This window comes from Shewanella marina JCM 15074, from assembly GCF_000614975.1.
Classification (GTDB): Bacteria; Pseudomonadota; Gammaproteobacteria; order Enterobacterales; family Shewanellaceae; genus Shewanella; species Shewanella marina.
The window spans coordinates 25109-41448 of the sequence record NZ_BALM01000027.1 but is presented as its reverse complement, the minus strand read 5'-3'; the positions used below and the strand labels follow the sequence as shown (position 1 = coordinate 41448).

Genomic DNA, 16340 nt, shown 5'->3' with positions numbered 1-16340 from the left:
TTATTATTACGATTATTATTGTGGTTTATGACTCATTAGTGTCTGGTAACCGCCACCGTTATAAGTATGGGTATAACCTTGCTGGATTAGCATCTGGTTAGCTTTACCACTGCGATTACCGCTACGGCAATACAACATGATTGGGGTGTTTTTAGCTAATTTATAATGATTTGCACCAGCCACAATCTGTTGAAAAGGGATATTGATAGCGTTCTCTAAATGCCCGCTAGCGAACTCTTCAGCAGTTCTTACATCAATGACTACAGCACCTTGATTGACCATTTGCCAAGCATGCTGAGGGTCTTTTTCGATAGCCGTTGCTTGGGCTGACAAGCTGAATGTGGCGAGTACGAGGGTTAACCATAAGGTTAAATGACGGCGTAGGGCAGTAAACATATTTTAATCCTTAATATTTGTTTACCTAGATCTTAGGCTTTTGTAGGTTTTATTCAATAAAAAAAGCCGACTATCTCAGTCGGCTTTGTTAATTCGTGATATGTCTCATCTTGCGATAAGCATCATCTTTATAAGATTAATTACGACTCTTCTACAATTTGAGTTTTACTTGGCTGGCACTTTGCCATCACTAAACCGGTTACCGCAAGAGTAACGATCATGCCGGTAATGGTTGACATTGTCATTGGTAAGCCCGCACCTAATGTTGTAGAGCTAAGCATAAAGCTGATGACTACAGTGGTCATAAACATTGCAGGTACAGTACAGATCCAATGGAATTTCTCGTGACGCATTAAATATGCAGATGCAGTCCATAGCATCATTACTGCTGTTGCTTGGTTCGCCACACCGAAGTAACGCCAGATAACGCCGAAGTCCACTTGAGTCAGTACTGCACCGATGGCAAATAATGGTAACGCTAATACCAAACGCTTTGGTAATTCTGTTTGTGGCATTTTAAAGAATTCAGACAGAATAAGGCGAGCAGAACGGAATGCCGTATCACCGGAAGTAATCGGTAGTACGATTACACCTAAGATTGCTAAGAAGCCGCCTACAGCACCGAGTAAGCCTGTTGATGCTTCATACACTACATTAGCCGGGTTACCACCCATACCAGCGTTTAGTCCTTCAACACCACCAAAGAATGAGATTGCAAGTGCACACCAGATAAGGGCGATAATACCTTCACCAATCATTGCGCCGTAGAATACAAAGCGGCCATTTTGTTCGTTCTCAATACAACGTGCCATCAATGGTGACTGCGTTGCGTGGAAGCCAGAAATTGCACCACAAGCAATAGTAATAAATAGGGCAGGCCAAAGTGGCATATCATTTGGATTTAAGTTTTCGAAGAAGTGACCAATTTCATAACCTGGTAGCATTTGATGCTCACTAGACATGATAAGTGCAAGGGTCAAACCGACAGACATAAATACTAAGAGTGCACCGAAGAATGGGTATAAACGACCAATGATTTTGTCTACAGGTACGATAGTCGCAATCAAATAATATACGAAAATAATACCAACAAAGATTGATAGATCCCAACCGGTTAGTTTGCTTAATAAGCCTGCTGGAGCAGAGATAAATACCACACCTACAAGTAACAGTAGAATGATGGCAAATACGTTCATAAAGTGCTTTGCGCCTTTACCTAAGTATTTTCCTGCAAGGTTAGGTACTGACTGGCCACCGTTACGAACAGAAAGCATACCTGAGAAGTAGTCATGTACTGCACCTGCAAAGATACAACCAATTACAATCCATAACATTGCTGCAGGACCATATAATGCACCTAAAATTGGGCCAAAGATTGGACCTACACCGGCAATATTCAATAACTGGATTAGATAAACTTTGCCTTTAGACATAGGAACATAGTCCACACCGTCTGTTTGGGTATGAGCGGGTGTTTGTCGACCCAGTTTAATACCAAAAATTCTTTCTACAAATTTACCATAAATAAAATAGCCGCCTATCAGTAGGGCGACACATAATATGAACCAAGTCATTGTTAATACTCCACAAGTTAATTGCGGGCATTCTATTCTTTTGTACTAATAGATAGTGGCAAAACTGACTAAGCGGTCATTTTAGCTTAGTCAGCGGCATCATTTACGGGGTTAAAATCCAAATAAGCTTTTAAGCTCTTTGAGATAACGGCGTGACACTGGCACATGCTGGCCAGATGTCGTAGTTATTTGTGCACCAGTATCCAATAGCTCTATTTCTCTAATAGCTGCTGGCGTGATTAAATATTGACGATGACAGCGTATTAATGGTGTTTTTTGCTCTAATACTTTGAGCGTTAACTGGGTATGGCTCATTCCGTTCTGGTTATAAACATGTACACCGCCAACATCACTCATCACAAACTCGATTTCATCTGTTTTAACGACTTTTAAGCGTGAGCCATTAAAGCATGGAATATGCTGTAGTTGTTCTGGAGCAATAGCGGTAATGGTTTGTTTATGGTTGACTAGTTGCAATTTATCGATGGTTTTATGTAAACGCTGAGGTTCAACAGGCTTTAACAGATAGTCAAACGCATGATGTTCAAATGCATTAATGGCAAATTCATCATAAGCCGTGACAAAAACGAAATAGGGCATATTTTCAGGATCTTGCATGGCCAATAATTCCATTCCTGAAATTTTAGGCATATGAATATCGAGAAAAACCAAATCAGGTTTTAACTGATTAATTTTTTGCATTGCTTCAATAGCATTTGCGCACTGTGCAATAATCTCAATTTGACTAAATGGTTGTAAAAGCTCGATAAGTGCTTCACGTGCATAAAGTTCATCATCTACAACAATGGTGCGGATCACTGCGCTTGTTCCTTTAATGGTAGGGTAATAATGACTGAGGTTGATTGCTCCGGTTCGACTTGAACCCGCACACCATAGCTATTGCCAAATAGGTTTTGAATGCGTTTATGGACAATATTCATCCCTAACCCTTCTGATTTAGTATTGATTTGATAAAGCCCTGCATTATCTCTAACGGTTAAAATTAAATGGCTGCCTTCAGATTCCGCGGTGACCAGAATATGACCCGGTTCAAATAGGTGAGAGGTACCGTGTTTAACTGCGTTTTCAATAATAGGTTGCAGGGTAAACGCAGGTAAATAGAGTGTGAGTAACTCATCTGCAATATCGATTTCAATATGCAACTGTTCTGCAAACCGGGCTTTCTCAATGGCGAGGTAAGCTTGAATATGTTCAAGTTCATCATTCAATGACACTAATGAGTGGCTACGTTTTAAGTTGATTCTGAGAAATTGTGATAACTGTAAGAGTAGCGCTCTTGATTGTTCCGGATCGCGCTTAACGATAGCACTAATGGTATTTAAAGCATTAAATAGGAAGTGAGGATTAATTTGAGCTTGTAATAGTTTTAGCTCAGATTGCACTAATAAATGCTGTTGTTGTTCAATGCGACCAAATTGGATCTGGTTTGACAGCAGTTTTGCAATCCCTTCTCCTAAGGTACGGTTAATATTGAGGAAAAATTTGTTTTTAGGTTCATATAATTTAATGGTGCCGATCACCTGATTACCACAGGTGAGTGGGATCACTAAGCTTGAACCTAACTTACATTGTGGGGATATTGAGCATGCATAAGATTGATGTACGCCATCCGCAAACATGACCTGATTATGCTCGATTGCATCAAGAGTTATTTGGGATGATATTGGTGTATTAGGCAGATGATGGTCGTCACCTAATCCAATAAAGGCGAGGATTTTTTCGCGGTCAGTAATGGCGACTGCACCGACTTTCGTTTCTTCACGCACAATGTTGGCGACTTGGGTACAGGTGAGCGGATTAAAGCCTGTCGATAATAAGCCGACACTACGTTCTGCAATACGCAATGCTTGGGTGGTAAAATTTGAGGACAGTTTATCTTGCATGGTTTTTTGATCGCGGATCATGCTCATAAACATCGCCGCACCTATTGAGTTTACCAATAACATTGGCGGCGCAATTTGTTGCACTAATCGCCATGCTTCATCAAATGGCGTTGCGACCATTAGAATAATCGTCATCTGCATTAATTCAGCATACAAAGTGATAATAAATACAATAATAGGGTGATAAATTAACTCACGCTTATTAATACTTTGAAAATATCGGCTAATAAGGCCTGCTGATAACCCTTCTAGCGTGGTTGAGATAGTGCAGGCAATATCGGTAAAACCGCCAAGAGTATAACGGTGTATTCCTCCTGTTAAACCAATAAAGAAGCCAGTAACTGGCCCGCCTAATAGTCCACCTAATACTGCACCTAAAGCACGAGTATTGGCGATAGCATCTTGGGTTTGTTCGCCAAAATAGCTTGCGATAATACAGAAGGTAGAGAAAAAGAAATAGATAAAAACCTTATGAGGTAATCGGCTCGAATCTTCTGTAAAAGGTTTAAAAAGTGGTGTTTTACTTACCAAATAAACAATGACTAGGTACAAGCACATTTGTTGAGTAAGTAATAGAATAAGGGACATAGATAATAGAACTATCATTAACTAAGGCCGTATATTGTGGCTTAGTTAATGATAATTATCCGTGATCTTGGCTGAATTAATTTAAGTTAATCTAATTTTCTGGTTCAATCTCGACGGCAATATGGTAACGCTGTGCTGATTTTTGCTCAATACGCCGGACATTGGCTGTGATAAATTGATTTGGGTGACTTAATGGGGCCGTTTGGATACGAACTTGCTGCTGAGTTTCAAGAGAAGACGTTGATGCTAGCAGTAGCATTCCAAAGCGTGAAATATCGATACATTGAACCTGCATTTTTTGAGGCTGGTCATCAAGATTCGACCAATGTAGGATGAGTGATTCACTTTCCATGTCGATCCGTACTGAACGACGCTTTTCATTAACTAATTGCGTTAACTCTGGCATAAGACAAATCCTTTGTCGTTTGTTTAACATGATTTAAAAATAAATTTATACTATAAATTTTAATTGTTATCCAGATACTTGCCAATAAAAAGGATGTCTAATTGAGTAAGGTTAGAAATAAGGTATTCAATTATTCTGGTAAATTTACTTCTCTCTTATCTCATTAAGTGTTTCATTTATAAGTGTGCTTGAGGTGCCTTGGGTATAAGGAAAATAAATAACTTTGCAGCCTATTAAGGCTAAGTTCTTCTCGTGCTCTTGCCATTTGTCGGTGTTGTACCAATCATCACCGACAAATAGATAATCAGCTTGGTTTTTTTGAGCCGCTGCGGCTTTATCCATATTATTTTGTGGGATGGCAACATCTACATATTTACATGCTCTTACCACTTCAATTCGTTCATAAAATGGAATGATCGGTTGCTTGCCTTTGTAGAGCACAAGTTCATCTACGGTTACTCCTACGATTAATTTATCGCACATCGATTTTGCATTGCGTAAAATATTGACATGACCAACATGAAATAGATCATAAACACCACTGGTATAACCAATAATCATAACGTTAGCACCTTTAAATTCTCTTTAAACCAAAGTTCATACGAGCTTAAGTTGTCGCTATTGTTAAACACTTTAGTTAAATCAACAGGAAAGCCGACTTTCTTTTCATAGGCAAATTCTTGTCCCATATATGTACTGATGATTTCTCTGAGGGGCAGTTTGCCAAGACTATCGCCCATAAGCCGATCTGGTGAACATTTAATGGCTTCTAAAAATGTATGTATATTGGCAATCGGTTCTCTACCTTCAACCCCTGCAGCCATTAAGGCAAAATCTAAGCGCCTAAATAAAATCGGTAGATGGTATCGAATAAAGAACCACCTCACTGATTCAAAGACGCTTTCAAATCTTGTCGTCGCAAACAGATGTTCAAATTGATGGTATAGCGGAGTGTCTTTTTGAGGTGGGATATAGCAATAGTGATAGAGAAACTCATCTAAGTTGAATTGAGGTGCTGTATGGGCCCATTTAAACACACGATCATAGCCACCAAAAAATTCATCAGCGCCTTCGCCAGAGAGTAATACTTTTATGCCCGTAGCGGCAGCTTTTTTAGCGATGAGGTAGAGTAGTACCTCATTAGGCACCGACATTGGTTCTCCGCGTAGGTGCAATAAGTAATCAAATGCTTTTTTATAATCATCTGGATGACATTCAATTGCAGTTAAGCCATCAATATCTTGGCGGTGAAGATATTCAATATCGTCATCGCCACTAAAACCAATAGTGTAATATTGCTTAAAATTTCCCATGCTCCTCAGCAAATTGCTATCAATCCCTCTGCTGAGTAACAGTGCGACAGGAGCGTCGGCAACCATACGGGTTGTTAGACCTGTTTTTAAAGCAGACTTAATATTGTGATTGCTGTTTATTTGTCGATGCTGTTCTAAATATGTTGAGCAATCAAAAAAGCAACCGTTAACCAAGCAGGTGCCGGGATTGATTGAGGATATCCCTTTAAAGTATGAGCCTGAAAAAATAGGTGCTCTTGTGGCGTGGTACTCTTGAATGGCATCAGGATTAACTTCACAGCTAAATAGTTGATTCAGTACATTGGGTTCAGAGCAAAATGATATGCCATTATTATCTTGATGGTAGAAAAGCGGTTTGACCCCAAATGAGTCGCGCGTAGCGTGTCTCAATTCACCTAAAGCATTGATGTATACAAATGCGAAAAAGCCATCCAGTTCATCAATTTTTAATTTGTTAAAGCTTAGTAGTTGGCTTAATAGTTTAGTATCACTGTGAAATTCTTGGTTGAAATATTTTAAGCCAAGTTGTTTGTAGTTCACTATCTCGCCATTAAAAACCAGCATTCCACCAGTGTCGTCAAGCATGGGTTGGTTAGTGCCCGCTGTTAGGTCGATGATTGATAACCGAGCGTGATAGGCTTGCCAGCCATGATGACTGATTAAGCCTGAAGAACCATCAGGCCCACGGAATCTTAGCCATTTTTCAATAATAGGCTCATGTGACTTATTTATGACTGAACTGTTTGAAATAAAAAATCCACACATATCAAAATCCTACTGCATTATTGAGGACTGACTAATTATAACTGTAGGTTTCTATTGAGGAGAATGGTATATAAATCGAACTATTTCAAACTTTTGGCTTATTTCTAGAGGAAAGGCTAGCTATTTTTATTGATATAAAAACAGCCAAGTTTTGCTTGGCTGTTTTTGAAAAAAACGAGTGGAAGCGGATTATTTGGGTATTAATCGTTGTCGTGATTTTTAGGATAAGGCATTTTTAATTGACCCCAACGGATCACTATCACGGTTGCAGCCAGTACGATTGATGCAACTGCAATCGACAGAATACGCCAGTCATCCATGCTCTTCATATCTAAAATGAGGTAACGAGCTAAGGCAACAATGGCAATATAAACAGGCATCCGAACTGGTAACTTACCTGATTCTGCATAATTGGCTACCATCGCCAGTACTTCTAAATAGATAAATAACAGTAGCAAATCAGCCAGTTCAACAGTGCGATTAGACACCATATGCACTAGCTCTTCACCAATAGCAAAAACAGTTGCTAATGCAATTAAAAACAAGACGAAATGTTCAATAGCTTTAAGACTTTTTGAGCCGTATTTATGGTACAAATTATTCATAAAGATTCCCTACAGGAAAGTATGACTAAATAATACCAGCATTTTCACATGTTTGAGGTTAATGAATGTGAGTTTGTTCACGGTTTAGTGCTAACCTTGCTTACCATCTGGTCGTGGCGACCATAAAATATGGCTATAACAGTATATAAAACAAGCAAATGCCAATATCCATAAGCTCGCTGATGTTAGTATTAATAACAGATAGTGCTCAATAAAATAGGGGGCAAGGGCTCTACATATTGCTGCACCAAAAATGGCAATAAAGCTTATTTTCATCAATGGTGAGATGACTAACATACGGCCTGTATGTCCTAAGGAAACCCTTGCTATCATTGCTAGAATAATACCTGCAATGCCGCCGATGGTCATTATATGAAAGCCGACATTAAAATTATTTAAGCTGGCTATTAAGATAAGCCCTAAAGGTAGACAAAAATAGCTTAGGTGTAATGACCAAAGTAATGGATTCTTGGCGGTATGTTGCCAACCCCAACGACTCGCTCTGACGAATAATACGGTGGCGGTGATAGCTGAAAATACTTTGGTTAATATGGGAATATTTAAAATCACGGCAAATACAAAAATGCAAAATGTGATGATGGTCAGCATTTCTATTAGGGTGCTTGTGTCTTGTTTTTTCCAGTCAGTAGCACGGCTTGTAAAAAATGGAATCACTCTTCCAGCTACCACATTAATGACCATAATAATACATAGCGTTGCCGCATAATGGATTGTTTTAAATAATGCGAGGTTATCGCTCAGTAGTGAGTAGTAACTGATGGCATTACAACTGGCCAATAAGCTAAGGATGAATATTAAGCCAATATTGCGCCAGAGTTTGGTTTGAATAATCGGTTTAGCCAACACATAAATAAGATAGGGATAAAATAAAATATCAATGGTAGCAACCAAGCTAATTGGTACCTGAGGGATGAGCAGTAATATTCTAGGGGCTAACCAGAGGCTAAAAAGGATAAATAATGGCCAACCATTTAATCCTTTTGAGTTGGTCCAATTTGGGACCGCTGTGAGTAAGAAGCCTGCAATAATGGCGACACTAAAGCCAAAAATTAACTCGTGAGCATGCCACCATAGTGGATTAATGGCGCCAATTGATAATTTGCCTGCAAGGATTGCTCCCCAAAGCAGAATGCTGACAATAGCAAATAACCCTCCAGCAAAAAAGAAAGGTCTGAAACCTAAATTAAACAATGCAAATTTGGCTGGTGAGCTTTGCGGTTCGTTAATGTCATGCAGCATATTATTCCCCTCTTTATAAAGGTGAATTATAAGATGTATTTTATATACATGTAAAGGTGTGTGGTATTTGATTTGATAAAAAGCGAGAGGCAGAGGGAAAAAAGACCGATGACTTAGAGTAACCGGTCTAGCAAATTTTCATTAACTTGCTGATTTTAACTCACGGATATAACGATAAATCGAGTGAATTGAAATATCGAGTCTGTCAGCTGTAATTTGGGCACTGTCTTTTAAATCAAAAATACCTAGGTAGTAGAGTTGCGTTACCATTTGACGGTGTTTCTTAGAAGGTGAAATTAATTCATTATCACTGATCTGCTGACGAATACTGTCAATGGTACTATGTAACATCTCATCAGAGCTGCGTGCAAACGTCTCTGGCGATGGCACATCATGTTGCGGCGTAATCGCATTAGGCAAAAAGTGACTCAACACAGATTGCAGCGGCGCATCAATATCAGTATTAATACATAATAGACCGATGGGCTGCTGCTGAGGATTACGGATCACCGTGGTGACTGAGCGTAAGGTGTGGCCGTCTGGACTTTTAGTGAAATAAGCATCACTGATATCCTGACCTGTTTTTAACTTCACTAAAGCCAAGTTAGTGACTGGCGCACCAATACAACGACCAGTAACATGGCCGTTGGCTATTTTGATTACAGACAAATCATCAATATCTAAGCCATGCAATACCACTTCAGTATGCTGGCCATACATAGCTGCAATACCATCTACAATCGCTTTGGTTGCATTTAAAATATCCCAGTCGGCTTGGGTTAATTTTGAAAGCTGCATGGTTTTCCCTTTAATTACTGCGCAGACATAATATCGATAATAGTCGCATCTGTATTGGACATACCAATCGAGACTAATTTACCCACATTACGAATTGTTTGTTCCACATCTTTGCCAACAATACCTTGTTTCTGGACATGCTGACTGTGCATGGCCATTAAAAATCCGTTTACTGCGCTGTTGGTCGAGGTTTTAACTTTCATCGCACAGGTGGATTTAGCACCATCACAGATCATGCCTGAACAATCACTTAATACGTTAATAATGGCATAATTACTTTGTTGTAGACTTCCATCAGCAAGATAAACCATTGCCATTGCTGCAGCTGCACTGGTAACTGAGTTGCCACAGAATGCTGAAAGTGGCGGATAATATGATTTCATATAAATGGCAGCTAAGTGGCTCATGATTAAGGCACGTGCTAGCTTTTCTTCGCTTGAATGATAATGTTCTGCAATTAAACAGACAGGTAGCGTTGCTGCAATACCTTGGTTACCACTGCCAAAATTACTCATGGCAGGCAGGGTTGCACCGCCCATACGAGCATCTGATGCCGCACTGGTCATCATTACGATTTGATTCATAATGCCATCAGGTAGCATACCTGTATCAATACAGCGTTGAATGGTGCGACCAATTTCTAAACCATAGGCATTTTTCATGCCTTCTTCAGCTAACTTACGATTAAGCTCTGCAGCTTGCAGAATAAACTTAATGGCATCGTAATTAACTTGAGTTGCAAACTCATAAATACTGGCGATATTAATATCAACATGGTCGCATACATTACCTGTAGCACAACCTTGGATTACCGCGTGTTGGTAAACTGATTCACCATCAATGCTTTTATCAATAATGAGGGTATGCCCACCACTAATGGTCACTTCGGCATTATGTTCGCCAGCATAGGCTTTGACATAACAGAAGATAAACTCATTGGTGTCAGTATGACGCGCAACAGAGACTTTATTTGCATCAATAAGCGCTTGAGCTTTGGTGACATCAGCAGCATTGATATTCGCGAGTACTTCAAGACCTGCGTTTGCATCTCCGCCAATGGCACCAACCGCTGCTGCAATGGCTAAGCCTATTTTGCCAGTACCAGGGACAAATACCCCCATGGCGTTTTTATATAGGTTGTCAGATACACGGATCTCTAGTCGGTCGATTGGAGCATCAAGCATTTGTGCTGCAACTGCTGCGGCATATGCTGCTGAAATCGGTTCAGTACACCCTAAAGCAGGTTTTACTACAGACTGAACGATATTAATGTAATCTTGCCATTGCTGATTCATGCGGTTTCCTTAATTACTTCTTGTGCGCGATAGCTTCAATTTCAACTTTAACGCCAAGTGGTAAATCTTTTACTGCAAAACAGCTACGTGCTGGGCAGTCTTGTTTAAAGTATTGCTTGTAACTTCGTTAAATGCTGCAAAGTCAGCAATATCTGCAAGGTAGCAAGTTGTTTTTAACACGCTATCTAAATCACCACCGCCAGCTTGTAATACAAATTGTAAGTTCTTGATTGATTGCTCTGATTGCTCGCTAATACCACCTTCAACAACTGCGCCTAGTTGACGACATACAGGTAGCTGACCTGAAGTAAAAATTAAATCGCCATAGGTATTGCCGTGAGAGTATGGACCAATTGCTTCTGGTGCTTGTTGTGCATCAATAATCTGTTTCATTTATTTAATTCCTACTGGTTAATTAATTGCGGTCAGTGTAGCGGTTAGAAAGGGCATGTTGCAATTAAATTTGCAAAAAAATTTGCAAATAATAGAAGGTTGCAAATAAATTTATTGAGTTGATCACATAAAATATGTTTATAAACAGTTGGATATAAAAATTGAGGGGAAGATCGCAAAAATAATTGAGCAAATATAATTTAACTACTTTAGTTAAGTATTCAAATGCTTAAGTACTAGGTTTGTGGTTATCTCTGTATTTAGTTATCAGCTGAGCTTGTGGATGACTTGTATTCTCAATGATGCTTGGTCAAAATGGCGCGTTTTTATTTGAGTACTGATTGGAATTAAGCATGACAGCAACAAAAGTAATTATTGGATTAACAAACCCTAAGAGTCCAACCAATGTGGGCGGAGTCATGCGAGCATCAGGTTGCTATCAAGTTGATGAAGTACGTTATACCGGTAAACGTTATGATTTAGCATTACGCAATATGACGCAGTACAACACAGATACTCATAATGCGAAAGAGACCATTGCTAAAGTTTGTGTCGCAGATTTATTAGATGAATTGGAAGATGATATTGCAGTGGTTTGTGTCGATCTGGTTGTTGGCGCCATTCCGTTACCGCAATTTGAACATCCAGCTAAAGCTATTTATATTTTTGGGCCAGAAGATGGCACGATTAGCCAAGCCGTGATTGATCGCGCGGATAGTGTGGTTTATGTGCCAACTGTAGGCTGTATGAATCTCGCTGCATCAGTGAATGTGCTTTTATATGACCGTTTAGCCAAATCATCACAGACGCTTGCCAGTGATGACTTGATAAAGCAAAGCCGTGATACCAATAATCGAGTACGGGTTAAGCCTGCTCGCTAGCAATAATTGCTTCAATGGTGTGAGTGTGAATTTTGATGCAGAGCCCATCTTGTTTAAATGCGATGGTGGGATTTGCTAGACGCTCATGCTCACCTTGTGGCGAACTCATTTTGACTTTTATTGTTGTTTTTCCTGCAATCACATCCGCTAAATGTGGATAGTAAGTGATTAACTCATCCGCTAATTGCTGGCAGCTTGTCGCTGTTGATTTAAATACCAGTTCAATATGTTCCCAGCCTTGTTGTGGATAGCTTTTCTCGCCCGGGTAGGGCAATTCGACACAGTTAATTTGTAAGTGGCCTAAATTTAATGATTGATTGAGTTTGATGATTAAAATGGGGCGACCATTAATCATGTTGTTTGAGATGACTTGGCCTTGACGGGCAAAGTATTGGCTGAGCATATCTGCATTTTGATGGCTATTAACACGTAAAGCCACGTGATCGCATGTTAATTCTGTGTCTAATCCTAAGGTGTTTATCAATGCTAAAATAGCAGCTGAAAATTGTGGCCAAGATTGAGTTAAACTTGTTTCGGTAACGGCATAAGTTGTTGATTGCTGCATATGAGGTCTCATTAGGGCCAAATTTCAATCGGTGTACCGACAGAAATTGCTTGCCATAGTTGGTCTATTTGGTCATTGGTGATGGCGATGCAGCCATCGGTCCAGTTAATTTGTTGTGCTTGTTCTGGTGTGAGTTCAGCATCAGGTTTTTGACCATGGATCATGATCATTCCACCTGGATTGATACCTAATGCTTCTGCTCTAAATCGATCAGCTTGATTTGGGTAAGAAATATGAATGGCTTTATAATATGCGCTGTCTGCTTTTTTATAATCCAATTCATAAATGCCTTCAGGAGTGCGTTGATCACCTTCTTGATATTTATGGCCTACAGGATTATCACCCATCGCAATTTTGTATTGGGTAATGAGTTTACCAGCACGGAATAATTGCATTTGCGCTTTTGATTTGTAAACCACAACTCTATCTATATTGCCAATATCTGCCATGCTATTAAAACTTAAGCAAGTTAATGTCAGTGATAACGTGGCGAATAGCATTTTTGCTGCAAATGGCATAAGTAACTAATAAAGTAGAGTAAGAATAAACAACAGTGTACCTAATTTTTGGGTGGAGTCTGTAACAAAGTTTTGCAAATGACAGATTCCATGCCAGACTATTGCCCCTATTTTTTATGTTCAATTGTTAGATGGTTTTTGAATGGTAGAGCAACATACTCCAGCGCAGGAAAGTCCATTAAGACTTAAATTAAGATCGATTATTTTTGATACTGATACTGCCGCAGGTCGTTATTTCGACTTGGTGGTGATTTTATGTATTATTTGTAGCGTTATTTTAGTGTTGATTGATACCGTTGAATCAATTCACGCTAAATATGGCTTTATCATTCAAGTATTAGAGTGGTTTTTTACTGTGATGTTTACCATCGAGTATGGATTACGCTTGTACTGTTCGACAAGCCCATGGCGCTATGGCCGCAGCTTTTACGGTATCGTCGACTTATTATCAGTATTACCAAGCTATTTAGCGCTATTTTTACCGGGTGCAAATTTTACGCTGATTATTCGTATTTTGCGGTTATTCAGAATTTTTAGAATCTTAAAGTTGCTACGCTATTTAAGCGAAGGTACCTTGTTATTACGCGCGTTAATGCAATCAGGACGTAAGATTTTTGTTTTTTTCTTCTCGGTATTACTGATTGTATTAGTGCTGAGTCCTGTGATGTATGTGGTTGAAGGCCCAGCTAATGGTTTTACTTCAATTCCTAAGTCTATCTATTGGGCGATTGTGACTATTACTACTGTTGGCTATGGGGATATCACCCCTAAAACCGTGTTAGGACAAACAATTGCGTCATTTACTATGCTATTGGGTTATTCGATTATTGCGATTCCAACCGGTATTTTAACGGCATCAATTCATAATGAGATGGGGCGCAGTCGTAATAGCCGAGTATGTCATACTTGTAAAAAAGCGGGGCACGAACAATATGCAAACTTCTGCGATCGTTGCGGAAGTAAATTAGAATTAGAGGGATAATACTGGATGCCACAAGCTAAGTTTGTAGAAGGATCGATTCTAAAGCATATATTAGTCATGAGTTCTACTTCTGCAATTGGTATTTCAGCCATTTTTGTGGTCGACTTAGTTGATATTTTCTTCTTAAGTTTACTTGGTGAGCATGAGGTCACTGCTGCGGTTGGTTATGCTGGCACCATAGCATTTTTTACTACATCTATTGGTATTGGGTTATCTATCGCGATGGGCGCTTTAGTTTCGCGGGCCATTGGCGCTCGTGAAACTGAGCGTGCTAAGCGGTTATTAATGAGTACTGCGGTAACTACCCTGATTATCTCAATTTTGGTATTAGCCGTCGTATTAATGTTGATCCCTGATTTGCTTAATTTACTCGGTGCCCATGGTCGCACTGCAGAGCTTGCCAGCAGTTATTTATATATCTTAGTACCATCGCTACCGTTTATCTGTTTAACCATGTCATTAGGTGCAGCGTTAAGAGCTGTAGGTGATGCTAAATTGGCCATGAATACCACCTTACTTGGTGGGGTGGTTAATGCCATTTTTGATCCCATTTTTATTTTTGCGTTATCAATGGGAATCGAAGGTGCGGCAATTGCATCCGTTATTGCGCGATTTGCTGCATTATCACTTGCGATATGGCGATTGCCGTTAAACATAGATTGATTGGCCGGTTTCAATGGACATACTTTGTTGAAGATTTAAGACCTATTTTCAATGTGGCAGGACCTGCCATGCTAACCAATATTGCAACCCCAATAGGCAATGGTTTTATTACCCGTGCCATTGCTGATTTTGGCGATACTTATGTTGCCTCTTGGGCTGTCATTGGGCGGATTATTCCTGTTTGTTTTGGGATGATTTTTGCCTTATCGGGTGCTGTAGGTCCGATTATTGGACAAAACTTTGGCGCGATGCAGTTTGACAGAGTGCGGTTATGTTTAACCAGAGCCTTGCAATTTAGCATGGTGTACGTCGTTTTCGTATCATTATTGTTGATGTTGCTATCTTCCCACGTAAGCCACTGGTTTGGTTTGTCGGCGGAGGGAACCCATATGTTTACTTTCTTTAGCCATTATATCGCCATTACCTTTGTTTTTTCTGGTGCGCTATTTATTGCTAATGCGAGTTTTAATAATTTGGGTAAAGCGAAATATTCAACCTTTTTTAACGTAGGCAGAGCCACTGTTGGTACGATTCCATTTATTTATGTGGGTGCTAAAATCGGCGGTGTTTACGGGGTATTGGTTGGACAGGCATTAGGCATGGTTATTTTTTCGATTGTTGCTGTGTGGTGGGCTTATCGCTTAGTTGATAAAGTGAGCAAACGTTATCATTGTTCTAAATCGTAGATAAAAAACGGACATCAAATGATGTCCGTTTTTTTATGTAAGGAATTACTCTTGCTCAGTGACAACTTCAGTCGTTGCTTCAGCTTTTTCTAGTTCAGCCAAGCGTGCACGCTCAGCTTTAGAGATATAACGTTCTTTAGCTGCCGCTGTGCCAGGATTTTCAACCTTGTTAAATCTTGCTTTCGCGCGCTTGGCGGTTTTTTTAATCATCTTTTGCTTACGGTTCATAGTAATGTCTACTTGCTAAATTTTGTCTAATTATAGCGGTTCTGGCAGAAAAACAAACTGCTTCAATCTAGATGCCGCGAATGGGAGGCGGATCCTACCTTAAAAGCGCTTTATGAGCCAGTATTGCGTACATAAATCTTAAGCATTGAATTATTGCTGACCATAGTTATCTTGCAAATAAGCTAAAATATCGTTTGATTCATACAGCCAAGTAACCTTGTTATCTTGCTCAATACGTAAACAGGGCACTTTAATTTTGCCACCTTGGCTCGCCAATATCTGTTTGTTCTGCTCCTGTTTAGCATCAACCAACTCAATATTAAGTCCTAAACGACGTATACCTCGGCGTACTTTGACGCAAAATGGACAGGCTGGGTATTGGTACAGCTTAAGTGCTTGAGTCTGTAGATCGAGTTGTTGTTGTACTGCCGCGTTATGCTTTTTACGTGATGCAGGAAAAGCAAAATTGAAAAAAAGAATAAGACGAGCCAAAATCCAGCGAATAAATTTCATAAAAATT

The 16340-nt window shown here is 39.6% G+C and carries 17 protein-coding genes and 2 pseudogenes; 3 read left to right on the top strand and 16 right to left on the bottom strand.

All coding sequences use genetic code 11. The features are described from left to right. Positions 1-15: 15 nt before the first annotated feature. The 12 genes and pseudogenes from JCM15074_RS16495 to JCM15074_RS22705 form a co-directional block, all read right to left on the bottom strand. Complete coding sequence (locus JCM15074_RS16495; RefSeq protein WP_025822552.1) at positions 16-396, bottom strand: rhodanese-like domain-containing protein; 381 nt, start codon at positions 394-396, stop codon at positions 16-18. Positions 397-536: 140 nt separating this feature from the next. Then, positions 537-1970, bottom strand: coding sequence for a carbon starvation CstA family protein (locus tag JCM15074_RS16490; RefSeq protein WP_025822550.1), 1434 nt, complete (start codon positions 1968-1970; stop codon positions 537-539). A gap of 111 nt (positions 1971-2081) precedes the next feature. Next, positions 2082-2789, bottom strand: a complete 708-nt coding sequence (gene btsR, locus JCM15074_RS16485) for a two-component system response regulator BtsR (protein WP_025822548.1) — start codon at positions 2787-2789, stop codon at positions 2082-2084. Beyond that, the gene (locus tag JCM15074_RS16480) at positions 2786-4462 is read right to left on the bottom strand and encodes a sensor histidine kinase (RefSeq protein WP_025822546.1); all 1677 of its coding nucleotides are present in this window, start codon (positions 4460-4462) and stop codon (positions 2786-2788) included. The genes btsR and JCM15074_RS16480 overlap by 4 nt, the downstream gene beginning before the upstream one ends. A gap of 91 nt (positions 4463-4553) precedes the next feature. Continuing rightward, entirely contained in the window at positions 4554-4868 is a 315-nt protein-coding gene (locus JCM15074_RS16475; protein ID WP_025822544.1) for a PilZ domain-containing protein, read from the bottom strand. A gap of 144 nt (positions 4869-5012) precedes the next feature. Continuing rightward, positions 5013-5429: an FAD synthase family protein gene (locus JCM15074_RS16470; RefSeq protein WP_025822542.1), complete on the bottom strand. Its 417-nt coding sequence runs from the start codon at positions 5427-5429 to the stop codon at positions 5013-5015. Next, entirely contained in the window at positions 5426-6946 is a 1521-nt protein-coding gene (locus JCM15074_RS16465) for an asparagine synthetase B family protein (protein ID WP_025822540.1), read from the bottom strand. The genes JCM15074_RS16470 and JCM15074_RS16465 overlap by 4 nt, the downstream gene beginning before the upstream one ends. A gap of 200 nt (positions 6947-7146) precedes the next feature. Beyond that, the gene (locus JCM15074_RS16460) at positions 7147-7551 is read right to left on the bottom strand and encodes a phosphate-starvation-inducible protein PsiE (protein ID WP_025822538.1); all 405 of its coding nucleotides are present in this window, start codon (positions 7549-7551) and stop codon (positions 7147-7149) included. Positions 7552-7641: 90 nt separating this feature from the next. Beyond that, on the bottom strand, positions 7642-8811 hold the full coding sequence (locus JCM15074_RS16455; RefSeq protein ID WP_051536937.1) for an NnrS family protein: 1170 nt from the start codon (positions 8809-8811) through the stop codon (positions 7642-7644). Positions 8812-8952: 141 nt separating this feature from the next. Continuing rightward, positions 8953-9609, bottom strand: a complete 657-nt coding sequence (locus JCM15074_RS16450) for a helix-turn-helix transcriptional regulator (RefSeq protein WP_025822536.1) — start codon at positions 9607-9609, stop codon at positions 8953-8955. A gap of 14 nt (positions 9610-9623) precedes the next feature. Further along, positions 9624-10904, bottom strand: a complete 1281-nt coding sequence (locus JCM15074_RS16445; RefSeq protein ID WP_025822535.1) for an L-cysteine desulfidase family protein — start codon at positions 10902-10904, stop codon at positions 9624-9626. A gap of 13 nt (positions 10905-10917) precedes the next feature. After that, a pseudogene (locus JCM15074_RS22705) lies at positions 10918-11297 on the bottom strand (RidA family protein). A gap of 353 nt (positions 11298-11650) precedes the next feature. Here JCM15074_RS22705 and JCM15074_RS16435 point away from each other — a divergent pair. Then, positions 11651-12178, top strand: coding sequence for a TrmH family RNA methyltransferase (locus JCM15074_RS16435; RefSeq protein WP_025822534.1), 528 nt, complete (start codon positions 11651-11653; stop codon positions 12176-12178). Here the strand turns inward: JCM15074_RS16435 and JCM15074_RS16430 are convergent. Then, positions 12162-12743 carry a VOC family protein gene (locus JCM15074_RS16430; RefSeq protein ID WP_025822533.1) on the bottom strand — a complete coding sequence of 194 codons (582 nt, stop codon included), beginning with the start codon at positions 12741-12743 and terminating at the stop codon, positions 12162-12164. The two genes, JCM15074_RS16435 and JCM15074_RS16430, sit on opposite strands and share 17 nt — an antisense overlap. 11 nt (positions 12744-12754) lie before the next feature. Beyond that, on the bottom strand, positions 12755-13243 hold the full coding sequence (locus JCM15074_RS16425; RefSeq protein WP_025822532.1) for a L,D-transpeptidase family protein: 489 nt from the start codon (positions 13241-13243) through the stop codon (positions 12755-12757). A 160-nt stretch (positions 13244-13403) separates the two neighbouring features. On the opposite strand from JCM15074_RS16425, the gene JCM15074_RS16420 reads away from it, so the two are divergent. Further along, positions 13404-14243, top strand: a complete 840-nt coding sequence (locus tag JCM15074_RS16420; RefSeq protein ID WP_025822531.1) for an ion transporter — start codon at positions 13404-13406, stop codon at positions 14241-14243. Positions 14244-14249: 6 nt separating this feature from the next. Continuing rightward, positions 14250-15565 (top strand): annotated as a pseudogene (locus tag JCM15074_RS24075) (MATE family efflux transporter); the annotation flags it as partial. A 72-nt stretch (positions 15566-15637) separates the two neighbouring features. Here JCM15074_RS24075 and JCM15074_RS16410 read toward each other — a convergent pair. Together JCM15074_RS16410 and JCM15074_RS16405 are read right to left on the bottom strand one after the other, a co-directional pair. Continuing rightward, the gene (locus JCM15074_RS16410) at positions 15638-15820 is read right to left on the bottom strand and encodes a DUF2986 domain-containing protein (RefSeq protein WP_025822530.1); all 183 of its coding nucleotides are present in this window, start codon (positions 15818-15820) and stop codon (positions 15638-15640) included. Positions 15821-15970: 150 nt separating this feature from the next. Further along, positions 15971-16333: a glutathione S-transferase N-terminal domain-containing protein gene (locus tag JCM15074_RS16405; protein WP_025822528.1), complete on the bottom strand. Its 363-nt coding sequence runs from the start codon at positions 16331-16333 to the stop codon at positions 15971-15973. Between the last annotated feature and the right edge of the window lie 7 nt (positions 16334-16340).

Excerpts from the sequence above, each read along its gene's own strand:
- JCM15074_RS16495 (WP_025822552.1), bottom strand. The coding sequence starts at position 396 with ATGTTTACTGCCCTACGCCGTCATTTAACCTTATGGTTAACCCTCGTA.
- JCM15074_RS16490 (WP_025822550.1), bottom strand. The coding sequence starts at position 1,970 with ATGACTTGGTTCATATTATGTGTCGCCCTACTGATAGGCGGCTATTTT.
- JCM15074_RS16480 (WP_025822546.1), bottom strand. The coding sequence starts at position 4,462 with ATGTCCCTTATTCTATTACTTACTCAACAAATGTGCTTGTACCTAGTC.
- JCM15074_RS16475 (WP_025822544.1), bottom strand. The coding sequence starts at position 4,868 with ATGCCAGAGTTAACGCAATTAGTTAATGAAAAGCGTCGTTCAGTACGG.
- JCM15074_RS16470 (WP_025822542.1), bottom strand. The coding sequence starts at position 5,429 with ATGATTATTGGTTATACCAGTGGTGTTTATGATCTATTTCATGTTGGT.
- JCM15074_RS16465 (WP_025822540.1), bottom strand. The coding sequence starts at position 6,946 with ATGTGTGGATTTTTTATTTCAAACAGTTCAGTCATAAATAAGTCACAT.
- JCM15074_RS16460 (WP_025822538.1), bottom strand. The coding sequence starts at position 7,551 with ATGAATAATTTGTACCATAAATACGGCTCAAAAAGTCTTAAAGCTATT.
- JCM15074_RS16455 (WP_051536937.1), bottom strand. The coding sequence starts at position 8,811 with ATGCTGCATGACATTAACGAACCGCAAAGCTCACCAGCCAAATTTGCA.
- JCM15074_RS16450 (WP_025822536.1), bottom strand. The coding sequence starts at position 9,609 with ATGCAGCTTTCAAAATTAACCCAAGCCGACTGGGATATTTTAAATGCA.
- JCM15074_RS16445 (WP_025822535.1), bottom strand. The coding sequence starts at position 10,904 with ATGAATCAGCAATGGCAAGATTACATTAATATCGTTCAGTCTGTAGTA.
- JCM15074_RS16435 (WP_025822534.1), top strand. The coding sequence starts at position 11,651 with ATGACAGCAACAAAAGTAATTATTGGATTAACAAACCCTAAGAGTCCA.
- JCM15074_RS16430 (WP_025822533.1), bottom strand. The coding sequence starts at position 12,743 with ATGCAGCAATCAACAACTTATGCCGTTACCGAAACAAGTTTAACTCAA.
- JCM15074_RS16425 (WP_025822532.1), bottom strand. The coding sequence starts at position 13,243 with ATGCTATTCGCCACGTTATCACTGACATTAACTTGCTTAAGTTTTAAT.
- JCM15074_RS16420 (WP_025822531.1), top strand. The coding sequence starts at position 13,404 with ATGGTAGAGCAACATACTCCAGCGCAGGAAAGTCCATTAAGACTTAAA.
- JCM15074_RS16410 (WP_025822530.1), bottom strand. The coding sequence starts at position 15,820 with ATGAACCGTAAGCAAAAGATGATTAAAAAAACCGCCAAGCGCGCGAAA.
- JCM15074_RS16405 (WP_025822528.1), bottom strand. The coding sequence starts at position 16,333 with ATGAAATTTATTCGCTGGATTTTGGCTCGTCTTATTCTTTTTTTCAAT.